This is a genomic window from Flavobacterium jejuense (assembly GCF_006491595.2).
GTDB lineage: Bacteria > Bacteroidota > Bacteroidia > Flavobacteriales > Flavobacteriaceae > Flavobacterium > Flavobacterium jejuense.
The window spans coordinates 19,562-39,311 of record NZ_VEVQ02000008.1 but is presented as its reverse complement, the minus strand read 5'-3'; the positions used below and the strand labels follow the sequence as shown (position 1 = coordinate 39,311).

Here is a 19,750-nt window from a genome sequence, read left to right as displayed (position 1 = left end):
CTATCAATCAAGATTGTTGTGCTATGAAAATTGGCACAGATGCTGTTCTTTTAGGAGCTTGGACGCCTCTAATAAACAATCCTTACAACATTCTTGATATTGGAACTGGAACTGGTGTTTTGGCTTTAATGCTAGCCCAACGAAGTACCGCAGAACAAATTGACGCTATTGAAATTGACGATAACGCATTCGAACAAGCTACTGACAATTTTGAAGCTTCTCCATGGAATGATCGTTTGTATTGTTTTCACGCTGGTTTAGATGAATTCATGGACGAGCCCGAAGACGAATACGATTTGATTATCTCAAATCCTCCTTTTTATACGGAAGATTACAAAACCAAAAACACATCAAGAGATTTGGCAAGATTTGAAGATGCTTTACCTTTTGAAGATTTAGTAGAAGCTGCTGATTTATTACTTTCGGAAAACGGTCTATTTTCTGTAATTATTCCTTTTAAAGAAGAAACTCGTTTTTTGGCTCTTGCTAAAGATTTTGAATTATATCCTTTAAAAATTACTCGTGTAAAAGGAACACCTACTACTGAAATCAAAAGAAGTTTATTGGCCTTTACAAGAATCCAACAAACTCCTTTAATAGATGAACTTGTTATTGAAATGGAACGTCATCAATATACTCACGAATACATCACATTAACGAGAGATTTCTATTTAAAAATGTAATTATTATTTCTTAGTAGTTCTATTATAAATTTCAATAACCTCACCCTTACTCGTTACATGTAGTTTTTCGTAAATATTTCTTACGTGTGTTTTAATGGTATTAACACTCACATTTAACTCATCCCCTATTGACGCATAACTTTTGCCTTTTGCCAAAAGGATTAATACTTCATTTTCACGATCTGAAAGTTCGTTTAATTTCTTTTCTTGAAATGACTCTACAACCATTCGTGCAATTTTAATACTCATAGGCGCTCCACCTTGATCTAACTGTTCAAGTGCTTCAATTATTTTTTGTTTTCCACTTATTTTAGTGATATAACCAACTGCACCTGCACATAATGCCTCAAAAACATAATTAGACTCTTCATTTACTGTTACTACTATAATTGCAATTTTAGGAAACTGTTTTTTAATGATTTTAATTCCTTCTATACCATTTATTCCTGGTAAATTAATATCCATAAAAATGACATCAGGCTGTAGTTCTTTTAATTCAGGGATGGCTAATTCACAACTTTCAAAATCACCTATAACTTCAAAACTCTCATCAGAGTCTATTATCTCTTTGTAGGTATTTCTTACTAATTCATAATCTTCAATTAGAACAATTTTTTTCATACTTCATATTTAAAAAAACTTTTTTTTCTTTTACATTTTGGATATACCATTTTTATAAAATAATAAAAGTACCTTTTTTACTCTTTAATACACAAGAATAACTATAAAAACATTTTTTCAATCCATTTTACCTTAACTAATCCTATCATTTAATGGTTAAAGTATATATGCTTACGATTTCATACATTTTATTTTTTATTAGTATTTGATACTTCCCAGCAGGCAACATAAGCTTGGGAATTTCTTCTTTATTTAAAATTTCAACAACATCAACAGGAATACCTTGATGCTCATATTCGTTATACTTAAAAGCTAAAACTAGAGCTGGATATTGATTTATTTTTGATTTAGGAATAGTATACTTTTTTCTCTCTTTGTCTAACAATAGCCAATTAGGTCTATAGCTAATATATTTAGTGATTGGATGTATGATTTGACAATCTACTTTATCATTGTCAGCTAATCCATTAAAAAGACTGCCTTTTTCATCAATCAATACTACTGAAGTAGCTTTGTTAACCAATTCAATTATCGGGTTAGTAAATTTTAAATCACTCTTCTCAGAGTAGGTTACTTGATCTATGGTAAATGGATTTCTATTTGTTATTTTTTTTAACCTTCCTGCCATCGCTTTCTCCCAACGCTTTATTTTAGGTGTTCCTTCTATCACATGATCGTATCCACAATGAATTAAAAACTTAGAATTTGGATTTTCGTCTATGATTTTTTTAATATTCTCCGCTTGTTCTATTTCTCTTTCTTTACCATTTTTTCCATCAGTAGCTTCATATTCAAACAAAGTAAACCCCATTTCTAAAGCCACTCTAATTAGATTTGCCATTTGTGGTTCTTTAACATAGTAACCACTTTTTATAGTTGGAAATTTCCTATCATTAATTAAGGTATCCGACAAAGCTTCGAGTCCCAAAAATCGGTATCCATTTTCATATAGTCCTCTTAATAATGAAGTGGTAAACACTCTATGTCTTGCATTATGGTGCGCTTCATTTATTATAATTATTTGTTCTGCTTTTGAACGTTCTATAATATATTCTTTTGCGCTTTTGGGCTTAAAATTCTTAAAGTACAAACTATCTTTCGCAGAAAGTTTTTTAAAACCTCCTCCATTCTTATCCCAAGTGGTTAATGCCTCACGATAATAACCACTTGTAGCATATTCTACAGCTCCAAGTTGGTATTTCCAAGCCAATGTATCCTTTTCAATTGCAGCATTAATATCTTTAGAGAATTGATACTTTTCTTTAGCTACTTGGGCAATGAGTACATTACTAAGAGATAGAAAACAAAGAATGTAAATTATTTTCACTTTAATTACTTTTAAAATCACACCTCTAAATACCATTTCTATTAAAATTATCTTTTGGAGAAAACACATAAAACCACCACAGATTAGGCATTTTTTTGTGTTTATATTGTATTTATTTTACAAAAACCGCACTTACATACGCATCTGTTGTTCCATTTGTAAGATTTGTTGCTACTCCATTTTTCCAAAGTTTAGCTACAGAAAAACCATCTTCTCCTCCAACTCCATTGTATTCTGTACCAACAACATATACATCGTTCTCCGAAACACAAACAGAATTAGCATAGGCATACTGGCTCCCATCTGTAAGATCTGTTGCAACACCATTCTTCCAAACTTTTGCAACACTTTTAGTCCCGTTATATTCATAACCTGCAACATACACATCGTTTTCTGAAACACAAATAGACTCTGCTGCTGCTTGATAGCTTCCATCTGTAAATGCAGTTACTTCTCCATTTTTCCAAAACTTAGCAACATATGGACCTCCATTAGATACTTGACCAGAAGCATACACATCATTTCCAGATATGAAAACCGATTTAGCTTCAGCATGCTCGCTTCCATCTGTTAATGACGTTGCAACACCATTTTTCCATATTTTAGCTATATTTTTTGTTCCATTAGACTCTCTACCAGACACAAAAACATTATTACCTGATACACAAACAGAGTACGCATATGCATCTGCTGTTCCATCTGTAAGGTCTGTAACGACTCCATTTTTCCAAAGTTTAACTACTCCCATGTTATTACTATTATATTCATAACCTGTCACATACACATCATTTCCTGAAACATAAACAGCGGTTGCATAGGCACGATGATTCCCATCTGTAAGCGCAGTTGCCACACCATTTTTCCAAAGTTTGGCGACATCATTTGTTCCGTTCTCTTCATAACCTGCTACATAAACATCATTCCCTGAAACATAAACAGATCTAGCCATTGCATCTTGACTTCCATCTGTTAGATTTGTTGCTACTCCGTTTTTCCAAAGTTTGGCTACACTATTTGTTCCGTTATACTCTTGCCCAACTGCATATACCGATTTCTCTGTATTTGTTTCTGTTGCGCTATGGTCTTTACTACAAGAAAACAGTACTATACTTACTGCTACTAAAAATATTTTTTTCATTTTTTATGTTTTTTTATTCTACTATTATTTTTTTATTTGCTTTTCCAGAATTGGTAACAATTTCTACATAGTACATACCTTTTGATAAAGAGCTTGTATTTACTTTAGATGAATTGGTAGTCGCAACTTGTTGTCCTAAGTTATTATATACCGTTATTGCTTTTAATTCTAAACTATTTTTTAAATCTACTTGAAAATGGGCATTTGCTGGATTTGGATAAATTGTAACTTGTTTTGAAAGTTCAAAATCATTGGTATTTAATGCACAATTGGTGCTATACGATGCTGTTGTGTCTTTAAACCAGCTACTTGTTGGTGTAAAACCATTGTCAATTTGAATACACGTTAAATTAGGATTGTTAGTAGCTTCAAAACTGATAAAATCACTATTACTTCCATTCGCTACATTTAAATAAGTTAACTGATTATTATAACACCAAAGCGTAGTTAATGCAGCATTCTGACTTATATCTAAACTTGTTAATTGATTAAAATGGAAATAAAGTCTTATTAATCCTGTGCATTGGGTTATATCTAAACTCGTTAATTGATTATTGTTACAATATAAAATTGTCAGGGCTGTATTTAGATCTAAACTTGTTAATTGATTCTTTTCACAGTTAACCGAATTTAATTCTGTATTTTGACTTACATCTAAACTTGTTAATTGGTTCCTATCACAGTTAAGATATTCTAATACTATATTCTGAGTTACATTTAAGCTAGTTAATTGATTAGAATAACAGGCAAGCTCAGTTAATTGCGTATTTTGACTTACATCTAGACTGGTTAGTTGATTACTCCCACAGGAAAGCACAGACAATGTTACATTTTGAGTGACATCTAAATTTGTTAACTGATTGGAGTGACAGATTAATTCAGTTAAAGATGCATTCTGAGTAACATCTAAACTCGTTAATGAATTAGAATTACAATTTAAATACGTTAGCCCCGTATTTTGAGTTACATCTAAACTTGTTAATTGATTCGAATTACAATAAAAACGTATTAAGGAGGTGTTCTGAGTCACATCTAAACTTGTTAATAAATTATTAAGACTATATAAATTTGTTAAATCAGTGTTTTGAGTCACATCTAAACTTGTTAATTGATTCGAATGACAGCGTAAATCGAGTAAAGCTACATTTTGAGTCACATCCAAACTTGTTAATTGATTATTATAACAATATAAATGCAGTAAAGCCACATTTTGACTTAAATCTAAACTCGTTAATTGATTGGAATAACAATACAACCTTATAATATTCACAAATGCCTCAATACCCGTTAAGCTGGAAACATTTTTAGCACCAACATCTATAGTCCCAGTGTAAGCTGCTGCCTCTGCAACTTGTATTTCTCCGTCGTCATTAGTATCAATTTTTGAAATATAGGATCCTGTTATTGTTACACCATGTGCTAATAGTGCGTTTTTAAAATTAACGTCTGGAATGTTTACATTTTGAGCATAATTGTAGCTTGTGAAAGCTAAGGTTAAAAGGAGTAGTGTTTTCTTCATTGTATCTTACATTTATTTTTATGCAAAATTCGACATACTTTTAAAATAAAAAATCACCCGAAATGGGTGATTTTTTATTTTAAAAGTAATCTTTTGATTACTCTATGATTATTTTTTTATTTGCTTTTCCTGCATTGGTAACAATCTCGACATAGTACATTCCTTTTGATAAAGAGCTTGTATTTACTTTAGCCAAGTTGGTTGTTAGTACCTGTTGCCCTAAGTTATTATAAACTGTTATTGTTTTTAACTCTAAACTATTTTCTAAATCTACTTGAAAATGGGCATTTGCTGGATTTGGGTAAATGGTAACTTGTTTAGAAAATTCAAAATCATTTGTACTTAAAGCACAATTAGTACTGTAGGATGCTGTTGTATCTTTATTCCAATTACTTGGTGGCGTAAAGCCATTGTCAATTTGAATACAAGTTAAATTAGAATTGTTCTGAGTATAAAAATAAGTCAAACTAACATTATTACCATTCGCAATATTCAAATACGTTAATTGATTAGAAGAATTTGCTAAATATTCTAAAGCCGTATTTTGAGCCACATCCAAACTCGTTAATTGATTGTATGAACAAATCAATTCTTTTAAAACTGTATTCTGAGCAACATCTAAACTCGTTAATTGATTGTTATTACAATATAAATATATTAAAGACGTATTTTGAGTTACATCCAGATTTGTTAATTGATTGAAATAGCAATCCAACTCTAATAAAGCTATATTTTGGGATAAATCTAAACTTGTTAATTGATTATTATGACAATATATATATTCTAAAACTGTATTCTGAGTAACATCCAAACTTGTTAATGAATTGTAATCACATATCAAAAACTCTAATGTAGTGTTTTGTGTTACATCTAAACTTGTCAAATGATTAGAAGAACAAATTAGTTGTATTAAAGCTGTATTCTGAGTTATATCTAAACTTAGTAATTGATTGAAATCACATCTTAACTCCGTTAAAGCTACATTTTGAGAAACATCCAAACTTGTTAATTGATTGTTATTACAATATAAATATATTAGAGCCGTATTTTGAGTTACATTTATACTCGTTAATGAATTAGAATTACAATATAATTTTGCAATATTCCCAAAAGCTTCAATACCCGTTAAACTGGAAATGTTTTTAGAACCAACATTTACAAGCCCCGTATATGCTGTTGCTTCTGTAATTTGTATTTCTCCATCATTGTTCGTGTCTATTTTTGAAATACCAGATCCTGTAATTGTTACACCATGTGCTAATAGTGCGTTTTTAAAATTCGAATCTGGGATATTTACATTTTGAGCAAAGTTTAAATTTGCTAAAATTAAGACTATAAAAAGTAAAGTTTTTTTCATTTTTTTTTTGCAATTTACATTTCGGCAAAATTCTATAATTTCTCAGCATTAGTTTTCACCCAAAAGGGGTTAATTTTTATATAAAAAGCCAATTTAAAATCGGCTTTTGAAAAAAATTAAGAATTATTCTTTTATAATTTTTTTGGTTATAAATCCTTTATCCGTTTCTAATTGAAGGAAATAGACTCCAGAAGTTAAACCCGTAAGATTGATTTGATTATTTTGAATTTCTTTTGATTGGCTAACTAAAACTCTTCCGTTTATATCTAAAACGGAGTAGTTTTTAAAAGAAATACCATTTTCAGTTTGGATGCTTAATACATCTTTTACTGGGTTGGGATACAATATAACTTCTTCGTTTAAATGGAAACCCGAAACCGCTAGATTGTTAACAGTTATTTTCCTTATACGGTGATTGTTAGTATCAGCTACGTAAATATTACCATTTGTATCTGTTGCTATGCCATATGGATTTTGAAATCTAGCTGCAGTACCAACACCATCAAGATAACCTTGAACTAAACCTGCAAAACTATCTACATATGCATTTGTTGTAACTTTTCTTATTGCATCATTATTCATATCGGCTACATAAATTATGTTGTTATTATCAATGGCTAAACCATGTGGATAATTAAACGAAGCAGATGTACCTGTACCATTATTATAACCTAATAATGTACCTGCAAAAGTAGTTACCTCTGCTGAAGGACTAATTTTACGAATACGATGAGATTCATGATCTGATACAAATAAATTATTATTACTATCAATTACAATTCCTGCGGGCTCATAAAACTGAGCCATTGTACCCGTTCCATCTTGATTTCCTTGAGCTGATCCTGCAAAAGTAGTTACTTCCCCATTAGGTGTTATTTTTCTAATTCTTCTATTCCAAGCATCGGTTACAAAAATATTCCCGTTAGAATCAAAAGCTAAACCTCGTGGATAATTAAATTTTGCATTTATGCCTATCCCATCCAAATGACCAGAACTAGATCCAGCAAGCGTAATCACATTCCCTGAAGGATCAATTTTTCTAATTTTATGATTAAAAGAATCTGCTATATAAAGATTATCATTGGCATCAATAGCAATTCCAAATGGTGAATTAAATTTTGCATTTACACCTGCTCCATCTTCAAAACCTTGGACAGAACCCGCAAAAGTAGACACTACACCACTAGGTGATATTTTTCGCACACAATGATTTCCTATATCTAAAACAAAAATATTATCATTACTATCAACAACAAGATTAATGGGTTGATTAAACTGTGCATCATTTGCTGGTCCATCTACTAAACCTGCCAATCCATTTCCTGCAATTGTAGTTACTGTTTGTGCATGGTTTTCAAATGCTAAAAATAAAGTAAGAATAAGTAATGTTTTTTTCATTTTTTTGTAATTTAAGTTTGGGCAAAATTCTTTAATTTCACAACACAAGTTCTCACCCGAAAAAGGTGATTTTTAAAAAAAACAAGAATTATTCTTTTATAATTTTTTTGGTTATCAATCCTTTATCTGTTTCTAATTGAAGGAAATAGACTCCAGAAGTTAAGCTCGTAAGATTGATTTGATTATTTTGAATCGCTTTTGATTGGCTAACTAAAACTCTTCCGTTAATATTTAAAACGGAGTAGTTTTTAAAAGAAATTTCGTCTTGATTTTGAATAGTTAATACATCATTTACTGGATTAGGGTAAATTACAACTTGATTGGAAAGTTCAAAATCATTCGCACCTAAAGCACAATTGGTACTATAAGATGCTATAGCATCTTTTTGCCAGTTGCTTGGTGGTGTAAAACCATTGTCAATTTGAATACACGTTAAATTAGGATTACCAATAGCACCAAAATAACCTATATTATTATTATAACCGTTCGCAATATTTAAGCTAGTTAATTGATTGCCTTCACAAACTAATTGCTGCAAAACTATATTTTGAGAAACATCTAAACTCGTTAATTGATTAGATCCACAATGTAAACTTAACAAAACTACATTCTGAGTCACATCCAAACTCGTTAATTGATTAGTAGAACAATATAAAGCTGTCAAAGCAGTATTCTGAGTCACATCTAAACTCGATAATTGATTGAATGTACAATGTAAAAATATTAGAGCAGCATTCTGAGTTACATCTAAATTTATCAGTTGATTTTCATAACATAACAATTCGATTAAAACTATATTTTGACTTACATCTAAACTCGTTAATTGATTAGAGTAACAATATAAATATTCTAAAGCACTATTTTGAGTAACATCTAAACTTATTAATTGATTCGAATTACAATAAAAACGTTTTAAAATGGTGTTCTGAGTAACATCTAAACTCGATAGCTGATTGGAAGAACAAATTAAATATTCTAAAACAGTATTCTGAGTAACATCTAAACTTGTTAATGAATTATCAAGACAAAATAAATGTGTTAAAGCGGTATTATGTGTTACATCTAAACTTGTTAATTGATTATTTTGACAACGTAAATCTTTTAAAGCTATATTCTGAGTCACATTTAAATTCATCAACGGATTAGAATAACAATATAAATATGTTAAAGCTGCATTTTGACTCAAATCCAAACTTGTAAATGAGTTGTAAGAACAATCGAAAACACTTAAAGATGTATTTTGAGTCACGTCTAAACTCGTTAATTGATTCTGACTACAAAACAAATCGGTCAAAGCAGTGTTTTGAGTCACATTTAAACTCGATAATTGATTATTAAAACAAGATAAACTTGTAATATTAACAAAAGCTTCTATCCCTGATAAATCTGAAATATCTTTTGATTCAACAGCTATTCTACCTGTGTAAGAAATAGCTTCTGTAACTTGTATTTCTCCGTCGTCATTGGTATCAATTTTAGAAACACCATAACTTGTAATTGTTTCTCCATGTGCCAATAGTGCGTTTTTAAAGTTAGCATCTGGAATGTTTACGTTTTGTGCATAATTGTAGCTTGTGAAAGCTAAGGTTGAAAGGAGTAGTGTTTTCTTCATTGTATCTTAAATTTATTTTTATGCAAAATTCGACATAGTTATAAAACAAAAAAACATTTCTATGTATTCTAAGTAGTTAACTAAATCTTATGTGTTTTATTCTTTTATAAATTTCTGAACACCTTTACCTTTACTAGTCTCAACTTCTACAAAATACAATCCCTTTGAAAGATGTTGTACATTAATTTCTTTTGACTTGGATTCTTTAACAAGTTGTCCCATTGCATTATAAATTCGAGAATTTATAAATTCTAATGAATTATTCAAGAAAACAATTATCTTTTCTTTAGTTGGGTTTGGATAAATTTTTGTATTCTCAGTAACAAACTGATTTGCATTTAATACGTTAGTAATATCATATGCCATTACTCTATAACTCCCATTTGGCTTACTTCCTAATGCTATTCTATTACCATCAGAAGTTAATGAAAGTGCATCTCCTAAACGAGAATTAGAAGTTCCTTCAAAGAAAGTTTTTTGAACCCATTCGTTCCCTACTAGAGAATACACATATACTCTTCCTCGAAAACTTTGCCAACCAATTGCGGCAACAGCTAATACAGTTCCATCATCGGACATTGATAGATTATATCCAAAATAATTGCTTTGATTTTCTCCAAATAAAGAAGTTGAAAATTCAACCCAAGATCCAGAAATCAACTTAAAAGTTCTTACTCTACCAATATAATTTACATTACTTACGCTAGCATTAACACAGCCAATGGTTAATAATGTCCCATCTTGATTAACAACTAGACTAGTCCCAAGTCTTTCAGAATTATCGCCAATTAATGTTGCACCTACTTGTTCCCATATAGATCCACTTTCACTCCATCTATATACACTTGTTTCGCCATAACCAGAAGATTTACCAGGACTACCTATAACAAGTGTTGAACCGTCTTTACTAAGAACGCAAGAACGGCCATATTCGTTAGCGCTTTCAGTGTCGTAAAAATCATTTCCCATTTGTTCCCATTGAGAATTAGAAGAATTAAATTGAAAAACCCTTACTAATCCAGAGTCCGTTATTCCATTTATATCTGCTAAGTATCCAGAGACAGCCAAACGATTTCCATCAGAACTTAATGAAATTTTTTCTCCAAAAAGATCTTTAGCGTTTACACCCTCAATAACATTCCCCACTTGTTGCCAGTTTGGAGTAGTTGAAGCATCATAATCATACACGTAAACTCTCCCAATATTATAGGGCTGATGATACCAATGAAATGGAGCTCCAATTGCAATTCGATTGCCGTTATTTGAAATACTTAAACTAGTTCCAAACCGAGAAGCTTCTATAGGTTCGTTGTCTAATACATTCACAGCATACCAACTACTTGATAACGAATATTCTGAAACTATTCCATTATTATTGTTTGGATAATCTGGCATTCCAAACATCAATCTATCACCATTACTATTTATCGCAATATCTAAACTTAATTCTTGACCAAAACTACCATTAATAAAATTTCCAATTAAGGTTTGTGCATTCGCAGTTACAAATCCAATGTTTAAAACTAAAAAAAGTACTGTTTTCTTCATTTTATCTTAAATTATTTTTATGCAAAATTCGACATAGTTATAAAATAAAAAATCACCCGAAATGGGTGATTTTTCTATACGTAAATAAAACTTATTACATTATAAAATATGACCTATAAATTTTATTCTTGTTCCTTTGCTTGTATCTATTTCTAACTTCCCATGTATTTTCAAAGCTCGTTTTTCCATATTAATCAATCCATTTTTACGTTTTAGACTGGTTATATCAAATCCCTTTCCATTATCTACAAAAGTTATTTTTAATTTATTACGGTTTACTTTTACTTCTAAACTACATTTAGTCGCTTCAGAATATTTTAATGTATTAGTCATGGCTTCTTTAAACAATAACAACAATTGTCTTGACCAATAATAAGGTAATTTTATTTGTTGAGCTTCAATAGCAACAGTACTATTAAATTCTATATTACTCGAGGAGAAAAGTTCTTCACCAAAGTCTTTCAGATAGAAAACCAATTCATTTAGATCATCATTTTTACTATCAATACTCCAAATAAAATCTTTAATCCCAAAATAAAGATCTTGTGCATCTTTATTAATTCTAGATAATTGTTTGTACCAATTTGAAGCTTTAAATACTTCATCTTCTATCATCATACCTGAAAGCACTGTAATACCAGCTAATTTATTTCCTAACTCATCATGAAAATCTTGCGCAACGTTTTCCCTTACTTCACTTAATTCTTTTTGCAAATTTTCATTATATGTAATGGTTTGCCTCAATAGTTCATTACGCTCTTTTACATGTTTGAATCTGAAATACAAAAATAAGGTGATCAGACTTGAAACTATCAAAGTAATTAAAGAATAACTCCACCATTGCTTATACCATGGAGCTTGGTTTATAAAGTTGTATTTTGGTGAATAATTCCAGTCACTGTTCGTATTTCTTGTTCTAAAAATTACATTATATTCTCCATATTGAAACTTAGTGAAATCTACTAAATCTGTTTTTAAAGATTCCCATTCACTATTATTTATTTTACATTCCGTAATAATTTCAAAATCATCATAGGAAATTACATTAATAGAAAATTTATTTTCCGTTCTATTAATATCTAGAATTGGGCTTGAAACTGGAGAAAAAGCATTTTTATTATCTATTTTCATGCTTCCATTGTTACCCACTAACCAAATTTGCTGATTTTCGTCTTCTACTATTTTTTGAATGTAAGATGAATTTCCCTTAGCGTTTTTGTAAAAACTATAAAAAACTTCATCTTTAAATACAGAAAAACCTTTTTGTGTTCCTAACCATAATATTCCATGATCATCAAGTAAGAGACAGTTTATATTTAAGGATAATAATCCTATGTTTTCATTATAATTTTTTATCACGTCCTTTTCTACAATACTTAATCCGTTAATTGTAGCGATATATATCTTTGACTCATCTACGACAACATCTCTAATATCATCATTTAAAATACCTTTTTGAGAAGTTATTACCTTTTTTAATCTCAATGTATTTAAATCATAAATAAATAAACCTTTATTGGTACATGAATAAATTTTATCTTCTTTTTTTACCACTCTCCTTATCACTCCATCAAAAAGAAACTTATAGCTCTTATCTCTTTTTTTAACTAGAATACTATTATCTCCATGTTTAATAAGTATAGTAGAATCTTGAAACACTAAGTGTTCAAAACTTGATATCTTGACATTAGTGCCAAATATTTTTCTTATTTCAGAGTTTCTTATACTCTCCTTTGTTTTTACAAGAATAGTATCTTTAATCAAATCATCAAATTTCCAAAGTGATTCTTCATAAAGCAAAGAGTCTCTTTCATTTGTATTGGTATCAATACCTATTATTTTACTTGATGTTAAAAAAAATATTTTTGAGTTAACAGTTACTACATCATAGATATTATTGTTTTGTAAATTATTCTTAATTTGAAATCGATTCTCAAAAAAAAGCTTAAAAACACCTGATCCATAAACACTTATCCAAACACTATCCTCCTTAGCTATGAGAATATCACTAATCTGCTTACCACCTAACTCTTTTTCTGTTACAGTAAAGAAAGTGTTCTTTTTAATATCCCAAACAACAACTGTTTCAGCTTTTCCATTATTTTCTTGTAAAACAAGCACTATAATATTGTTTTTTATACTTGTTTTTCTAATGGTGCTATTTTTAAATGGAAGTGTTTTTCTACTAATTATTTTCTCTTTTGAAAAAAAAACAACTTCATTAGTAGTAACCGCAAGAAAGGAATTGTCAGCAATCTTTTTAATATCATTAACATATTCATTCTTCAAAAAAGGAAATACTAATTCAATTTGAGTTGGACTAATCACTTTATAAACCCCTTTTATGGTTTCGTTTGAAAACAAAACATCATTAAAAAGATAAATCTCATTATCAACGACTTCAAACTGTGGTTTTACAGTACTATTTACTACAGCACTAGTTGTTGGAAAAAGCGTATTATCTAAATAATAACTAACTATTGTCTCTTTAAAATCATCTTTTTCTTTAGAATAGAAATGATATTTATGACCTACTCCTTTTGCAAATAAGTATTTAGATAAATTCCCAATTTTATTGATTTTAGATTTTACCTGATTCTTATGTGGTATGATTTTATCTTTTTGAAGTATTTGCATTCCTCCACCCCAAGTAGCAATCGCAAAAGTTGAATCGTTTACTTCGCAAATATCAATCACATAATTAGAAAAAAGCCCTTCATTTATTTGAAATACTTTAAAGTCTTTCCCATTAAATTTTGCTAAACCGTCATCTGTTCCTATCCAAATATACCCCTTTGAATCTTGAATAATTCCATAACATAAATCATGAGGCAATCCATTTGTTGTATTGTAATGCGTGATTTTATATTGAGCATTACCCAAAAAACTTGTGAAAAATAATACTACAAAAAAGAATCTCACTTATATAAAAATTGAATTTTAATTCCTATTTCCTTGAATTATATTATACATTTCTAAAGCCTTCCCATCTGTTAAAAGAGAAACAAAATGACAAATATGCAATAATTGGTCATATACTTTTTCTTTTTGATGTAAAAATCGTTCTGGTAATAATTTTAGAATAATAGTATCATAGTTAGAAGCTTTCCCTTCTATCTTATTGTGATATGCTGTACAAAATTTATCTAATAAAGTATTGATAATTTTGTAACCCACTACTTCTTTTTGAACTACTTCTTTACATTGGTATACATTCTTAATACTAATTTGAATGATATCGTTCATTTGAGCTAAATACTGACTTTTATCCATTAAAGAATAAGGGAATCCTCCTTTTAGAATAGCTTCTTCATTTTCCATAAAAACCTTAACTGCATCACTGATTAAACTTCCTATTGCCAGAGCTCTCAAGTAACTGATTCGATCTTCTTTAGTAGTTAATTGATTGTACTTATTAGTATCAATTCCATTTTTAACTAATTTTATTAAGTACTCTAATGCGAATTCTTCCTGAATTAGCCCTAGATTAATACCATCCTCAAAGTCAATAATGGTATAACAAATATCATCAGCAGCTTCCACCAAATAAGCTAAAGGATGACGTTCAAAACCGATATCATTACCCGTTTTATTAGAAATCATGCCTAATTCTTGCGCTACATCAGTAAAAAAGACTTTGTCTTGTTGAAAAAAACCATATTTTTTATCACAAATTTTTGCAGTTGGTTTTTTAGGCAAACTCTCTTTTGGATATTTCATGAAAGCACCTAAAGTAGCATAAGAAATACGTAAAGAACCTTCAATACCTTCTCTAGAAGTTGCTAAGACCGAAAAACCATTAGCATTTCCTTCAAAATCAATTAAATCTTGCCATTCTTTATCCGTTAAATGGTCTTTATATTGCAGTCCATTTCCTGTTTTAAAATACTCACCAATTGCTTTTTCACCTGAATGACCAAAAGGAGGATTTCCTATGTCATGAGCTAAAGCTGCAGCAGCTACAATCGCACCAAAATCATTCATATGGTAACCTAATTCTTTTAAATAAGGATGCTTTTCAATGACTTGTTTTCCCACCAAACGTCCGATCGAACGCCCAACTACAGAAACCTCTAAACTATGCGTCAAACGATTGTGAACAAAATCTGTTTTTGACAATGGAATTACTTGTGTTTTGTCTTGCAAACTTCTAAAAGCAGCCGAAAAAATAATACGATCATAATCTACCTCAAAGCCCAAACGTGTGTCGTCTTGATCTTTTCTTAATCGTTTTGCTTTATCCCCTTGTCTTTTTAAAGAAAGTAATTGTTCCCAATGCATCATTTGAAGTTAAAAGTTTGAAATTAGAAATACGGATAAAATTATTTAATGGGTTTATCGTTTGCCAAAAAGAAATTACTTGACTTTTTTGGATATTTATCATAACTGATATCACTAGGATTTTCAATCACCGATTTAATATTGATTTCATCACCAATTTTAAATTTTGACATGGTGTATTTATAATCCAATAAATATTCTCCACAAAAAAAATTTCCTTTTTCATCTTGTTCGATTTTTCCTGTATGAACTCCTTTTTTCTCTTTAGACATGATGTATTTTTATTTTTGCCAAAGGTACGAATTGAAATGCAATTCTGTAAAACAAAAACAGCCATCGTTTGATGACTGTTTTTGTTTGCTCTTTTTCCTTTATCCTGTTCTCTTTTAAGAACCACACATTTCGCAATCGTCTGGTTCTGCATTTTTAGAACGTTCAATCATTGCTTTAAATTCAGCTGCTGACATTTCTGGCTCTACTTCAACTGCTACTGGAATTGGAGCTGCTTTTTTATCATTATTTAAAGTAAACTTAATAGCATCTACTGCAGATTTTGTTCTTAAATAATACATACCTGTTTTCAAGCCGCTTTTCCAAGCATAGAAATGCATTGATGTTAATTTGGCCATTGTAGCACCTTCCATAAATAAGTTTAAAGATTGAGATTGATCAATAAAATAACCTCGTTGACGGGACATATCAATAATATCTTTCATGCTTAATTCCCAAACTGTTTTATATAATTCTTTAATATCTTGTGGAATTACATCTATATTTTGAACCGAACCATTATTACGCATGATTTCTTGTTTTAAGGTTTCATTCCATAAGCCTAAGTTAACTAAATCATGTAATAAATGTTTGTTCACTACAATAAATTCTCCCGACAATACTCTACGAGTATATACATTTGAAGTATAAGGTTCGAATGCTTCATTATTTCCTAAAATTTGAGAAGTTGAAGCTGTTGGCATTGGAGCCAATAATAAAGAGTTACGTACTCCTTTCTCCATTACTTCTTTACGAAGAGAAGCCCAATCCCATCTTCCTGATAATTCTTCATCTTTTAAGCCCCACATATTGTATTGGAATTCTCCTTTAGAAATAGGAGAACCTTCAAAAGTAGAATATGGTCCTTCTTCTGTAGCTAATTCCATTGAAGCTGTAACTGCAGCAAAATAAATCGTTTCAAAAATTTCTTGATTTAATTTTTTAGCCTCGTCACTTGTAAATGGCATTCTCAATAAAATGAAAGCATCAGCCAAACCTTGCACACCCAAACCAACTGGTCTATGACGTAAATTTGAATTTTCTGCTTCTTTTACTGGATAATAATTTCTATCAATGACTTTATTTAAATTACGTGTAATTCTTTTGGTTACATCAAATAGAAATTGGTGATTGAATGCTCCGTCTTCAACAAACATTGGTAATGAAATAGAAGCTAAGTTACATACCGCAATTTCATCTTCAGAAGTATATTCTAGTATTTCAGTACATAAATTAGACGAGCGAATTGTTCCTAAATTCTTTTGGTTTGATTTTCTATTTGCAGCATCTTTGTACAACATATATGGTGTACCTGTTTCGATTTGTGATTCTAATATTTTTTCCCAAAGCTCACGCGCCTTAATAGTTTTTCTTCCTTTTCCAGCATTTTCATAATCCGTGTACATAGTTTCAAATTCATCACCATACACATCATACAACCCTGGACATTCATTTGGACACATTAATGTCCATTTCGCATCTTCTTCAACACGCTTCATGAATAAGTCACACATCCACATAGCAAAGAATAAGTCTCTTGCACGCATTTCTTCTTTTCCAGTATTCTTTTTCAAATCTAAGAAATCGAAGATATCTGCATGCCAAGGTTCAATATAAATAGCAAAACTACCTTTACGTTTTCCTCCTCCTTGATCTACATAACGAGCTGTGTCATTGAAAACACGTAACATTGGAACAATTCCATTCGAAGTTCCGTTTGTTCCACGAATATATGAACCTGTTGCTCTTACATTGTGAATAGACAAACCAATTCCTCCAGCTGATTGTGAAATTTTAGCTGTTTGTTTTAATGTATCATAAATACCATCTATACTATCATCTTGCATCGTTAATAAAAAACAAGAAGACATTTGTGGTTTTGGTGTTCCCGCATTAAATAATGTTGGTGTCGCATGTGTGAAGAATTTCTTTGACATTAATTCATACGTTTCAATAGCCGAATCAATATCGTTTAAATGAATTCCAACAGAAACACGCATTAACATGTGTTGTGGACGTTCTACAATTTTACCGTTTATTTTCAACAAGTATGAACGTTCTAAGGTTTTAAAACCAAAGTAATCGTAATTAAAATCACGATTATATATAATTGTAGAGTCTAACTTTTCTGCGTTTTCCATTATTACCTGATACACTTCATCAGAAAGCAAAGGAGCTTCTTGATTGGTTCTAGGATTCACATAATGGTACATCTCTGTCATCGTTTCAGAGAATGATTTTGTGGTGTTTTTGTGTAGATTTGAAACTGCAATACGAGCTGCTAATTGCGCATAATCTGGATGAGATATCGTCATTGAAGCTGCTGTTTCTGCTGCTAAATTATCTAATTCTGAAGTGGTAACACCATCATACAATCCCTCAATCACCCTCATAGCAACTTTAACAGGATCTACTAATTCATTTAGCTCATAGCATAAAAATCTAATTCTGTCAGTAATTTTGTCAAACATTACTGGCTCTCTTCTGCCGTCTCTCTTTACTACATTCATATTAAAATTTTTTTTATTGTTTGGTTAATTGCTTAGACTACATTTTACTTCCTAGCCTTGATGGAAGTTGAAATTCTTTTATTTTTTAATTGAAAAAACAAAAGATTGTAACGAACTACAGGAACAAAGTTTTATTTTTGTCCTAAAGGATTCGCTTCTAAAATATTTAAATGTTATTGTTGTAGATAAACAATACAATTTATTTGTTATTACAATAAGGTTCTGAAACACTAAAATGAATCAGAAGATGTTTTATAATGAATTAAAAATCAGCATCAAAGCTAATTTTACCTGACTCAGAGTCAGTATTCATCACACCTGCTTTTTGATATTCTGCTACTCTTTTTTCGAAGAAGTTTGTTTTTCCTTGAAGTGAGATCATGTCCATAAAATCAAATGGATTGGATGCATTGTATTCCCTTTCACATCCTAATTCTACCAATAATCTATCAGTAACGAATTCTAAATATTGTGTCATAAGAATAGCGTTCATTCCTATTAAACTTACAGGAAGTGATTCGGTAACAAACTCTCTTTCGATAGTTAATGCATCAATAATTATTTTTCTAATTCTATCTTTTGGAACTTTATTTACTAAGTGATGGTTGTGTAAATGCACTGCAAAATCACAGTGTACTCCCTCATCACGAGAAATCAATTCGTTTGAAAAGGTTAATCCTGGCATTAGACCACGTTTTTTCAACCAAAAAATGGAACAAAATGCTCCTGAAAAGAATATCCCTTCAACAGCTGCAAAGGCAATTAGTCGTTCAGCAAAAGAATCTGATTCTATCCATTGCAAAGCCCAATCTGCTTTTTTCTTGATAGCTGGAAATACTTCAATAGCATGAAACAATTTATCTTTCTCTACCTCATCTTTAACATAAGTGTCGATTAACAAAGAATAGGTCTCACTGTGAATATTTTCCATCATGATTTGAAAACCATAGAAAAATTTTGCTTCCGCATATTGCACTTCATTTACAAAATTCTCTGCCAAGTTTTCGTTTACAATTCCGTCAGAAGCTGCAAAAAAAGCTAAAATGTGTTTGATAAAGTATTTTTCATCATCACTTAATTTGGTATTCCAATCGGTAATATCTTGATGTAAATCTATTTCTTCAGCAGTCCAAAAACTAGCTTCCATTTTCTTATACCATTCCCAAATATCATGGTGTTTTATAGGAAAAATTACGAAACGATCTTTGTTCTCTTGCAAAATGGGTTCAACAGCCGACATATTCATTTGATTTTTATGGATTTAAAGCAAGAATTGCTCTTAATATTTCTGATTACAAAGTTTGTAAATATAGATGACAAATGAAAGTCAAACTTATTCACAATTACAGCAAGTTTTTAACAACGAGTAAAATTTTTCTTATTCAAAAAATATTTTTCAAATAACTGAATAACAACACATTACAATTAACCAAAACAAACGTTAAATAGCCGTGAACAGCAGTAAACACATTTACTAAGAGAGGTT

At 30.3% G+C, this 19,750-nt stretch carries 14 protein-coding genes; 1 reads left to right on the top strand and 13 read right to left on the bottom strand.

From position 1 onward, the window contains the following. Nucleotides 1-23: 23 nt before the first annotated feature. Nucleotides 24-683, top strand: a complete 660-nt coding sequence (locus FIA58_RS12875) for a tRNA1(Val) (adenine(37)-N6)-methyltransferase (RefSeq protein WP_140963034.1) — start codon at nt 24-26, stop codon at nt 681-683. A 3-nt stretch (nt 684-686) separates the two neighbouring features. Here FIA58_RS12875 and FIA58_RS12870 read toward each other — a convergent pair whose 3' ends face one another. From FIA58_RS12870 to FIA58_RS12810, 13 genes are all read right to left on the bottom strand, one after another. Next, nucleotides 687-1,304 (bottom strand): response regulator transcription factor, encoded by a 618-nt coding sequence (locus FIA58_RS12870; RefSeq protein WP_140962893.1) that lies wholly within the window; start codon nt 1,302-1,304, stop codon nt 687-689. A 145-nt stretch (nt 1,305-1,449) separates the two neighbouring features. Further along, nucleotides 1,450-2,631, bottom strand: a complete 1,182-nt coding sequence (locus tag FIA58_RS12865) for a hypothetical protein (RefSeq protein WP_140962892.1) — start codon at nt 2,629-2,631, stop codon at nt 1,450-1,452. A gap of 112 nt (nt 2,632-2,743) precedes the next feature. Next, nucleotides 2,744-3,769 (bottom strand): hypothetical protein, encoded by a 1,026-nt coding sequence (locus tag FIA58_RS12860; RefSeq protein WP_140962891.1) that lies wholly within the window; start codon nt 3,767-3,769, stop codon nt 2,744-2,746. A gap of 13 nt (nt 3,770-3,782) precedes the next feature. Continuing rightward, on the bottom strand, nt 3,783-5,288 hold the full coding sequence (locus FIA58_RS12855) for a T9SS type A sorting domain-containing protein (RefSeq protein WP_140962890.1): 1,506 nt from the start codon (nt 5,286-5,288) through the stop codon (nt 3,783-3,785). Between the two features lie 97 nt (nt 5,289-5,385). Next, a complete protein-coding gene (locus tag FIA58_RS12850; RefSeq protein WP_140962889.1) occupies nt 5,386-6,645 on the bottom strand; it encodes a T9SS type A sorting domain-containing protein in 1,260 nt (419 codons plus the stop codon). A 123-nt stretch (nt 6,646-6,768) separates the two neighbouring features. Beyond that, a complete protein-coding gene (locus tag FIA58_RS12845; protein WP_140962888.1) occupies nt 6,769-8,043 on the bottom strand; it encodes a T9SS type A sorting domain-containing protein in 1,275 nt (424 codons plus the stop codon). An 88-nt stretch (nt 8,044-8,131) separates the two neighbouring features. After that, nucleotides 8,132-9,655, bottom strand: a complete 1,524-nt coding sequence (locus FIA58_RS12840; RefSeq protein WP_140962887.1) for a T9SS type A sorting domain-containing protein — start codon at nt 9,653-9,655, stop codon at nt 8,132-8,134. Between the two features lie 96 nt (nt 9,656-9,751). Further along, on the bottom strand, nt 9,752-11,203 hold the full coding sequence (locus FIA58_RS12835; protein ID WP_140962886.1) for a T9SS type A sorting domain-containing protein: 1,452 nt from the start codon (nt 11,201-11,203) through the stop codon (nt 9,752-9,754). A gap of 99 nt (nt 11,204-11,302) precedes the next feature. After that, nucleotides 11,303-14,125 (bottom strand): sensor histidine kinase, encoded by a 2,823-nt coding sequence (locus tag FIA58_RS12830; protein WP_140962885.1) that lies wholly within the window; start codon nt 14,123-14,125, stop codon nt 11,303-11,305. 18 nt (nt 14,126-14,143) lie between these two features. Beyond that, complete coding sequence (gene dgt / locus FIA58_RS12825; RefSeq protein WP_140963033.1) at nt 14,144-15,484, bottom strand: dGTP triphosphohydrolase; 1,341 nt, start codon at nt 15,482-15,484, stop codon at nt 14,144-14,146. A 41-nt stretch (nt 15,485-15,525) separates the two neighbouring features. Beyond that, entirely contained in the window at nt 15,526-15,756 is a 231-nt protein-coding gene (locus FIA58_RS12820; RefSeq protein ID WP_140962884.1) for a hypothetical protein, read from the bottom strand. A gap of 114 nt (nt 15,757-15,870) precedes the next feature. Continuing rightward, the gene (locus FIA58_RS12815) at nt 15,871-18,264 is read right to left on the bottom strand and encodes a ribonucleoside-diphosphate reductase subunit alpha (RefSeq protein ID WP_140962883.1); all 2,394 of its coding nucleotides are present in this window, start codon (nt 18,262-18,264) and stop codon (nt 15,871-15,873) included. A 262-nt stretch (nt 18,265-18,526) separates the two neighbouring features. Then, a complete protein-coding gene (locus FIA58_RS12810; RefSeq protein WP_140963032.1) occupies nt 18,527-19,504 on the bottom strand; it encodes a ribonucleotide-diphosphate reductase subunit beta in 978 nt (325 codons plus the stop codon). Nucleotides 19,505-19,750: the final 246 nt, after the last annotated feature.

Coding starts and splice junctions, on each gene's coding strand:
- FIA58_RS12815 (WP_140962883.1), bottom strand. CDS start 18,264: ATGAATGTAGTAAAGAGAGACGGCAGAAGAGAGCCAGTAATGTTTGAC.
- FIA58_RS12820 (WP_140962884.1), bottom strand. CDS start 15,756: ATGTCTAAAGAGAAAAAAGGAGTTCATACAGGAAAAATCGAACAAGAT.
- FIA58_RS12845 (WP_140962888.1), bottom strand. CDS start 8,043: ATGAAAAAAACATTACTTATTCTTACTTTATTTTTAGCATTTGAAAAC.
- FIA58_RS12870 (WP_140962893.1), bottom strand. CDS start 1,304: ATGAAAAAAATTGTTCTAATTGAAGATTATGAATTAGTAAGAAATACC.
- FIA58_RS12855 (WP_140962890.1), bottom strand. CDS start 5,288: ATGAAGAAAACACTACTCCTTTTAACCTTAGCTTTCACAAGCTACAAT.
- FIA58_RS12840 (WP_140962887.1), bottom strand. CDS start 9,655: ATGAAGAAAACACTACTCCTTTCAACCTTAGCTTTCACAAGCTACAAT.
- dgt (WP_140963033.1), bottom strand. CDS start 15,484: ATGCATTGGGAACAATTACTTTCTTTAAAAAGACAAGGGGATAAAGCA.
- FIA58_RS12875 (WP_140963034.1), top strand. CDS start 24: ATGAAAATTGGCACAGATGCTGTTCTTTTAGGAGCTTGGACGCCTCTA.
- FIA58_RS12850 (WP_140962889.1), bottom strand. CDS start 6,645: ATGAAAAAAACTTTACTTTTTATAGTCTTAATTTTAGCAAATTTAAAC.
- FIA58_RS12860 (WP_140962891.1), bottom strand. CDS start 3,769: ATGAAAAAAATATTTTTAGTAGCAGTAAGTATAGTACTGTTTTCTTGT.
- FIA58_RS12835 (WP_140962886.1), bottom strand. CDS start 11,203: ATGAAGAAAACAGTACTTTTTTTAGTTTTAAACATTGGATTTGTAACT.
- FIA58_RS12810 (WP_140963032.1), bottom strand. CDS start 19,504: ATGTCGGCTGTTGAACCCATTTTGCAAGAGAACAAAGATCGTTTCGTA.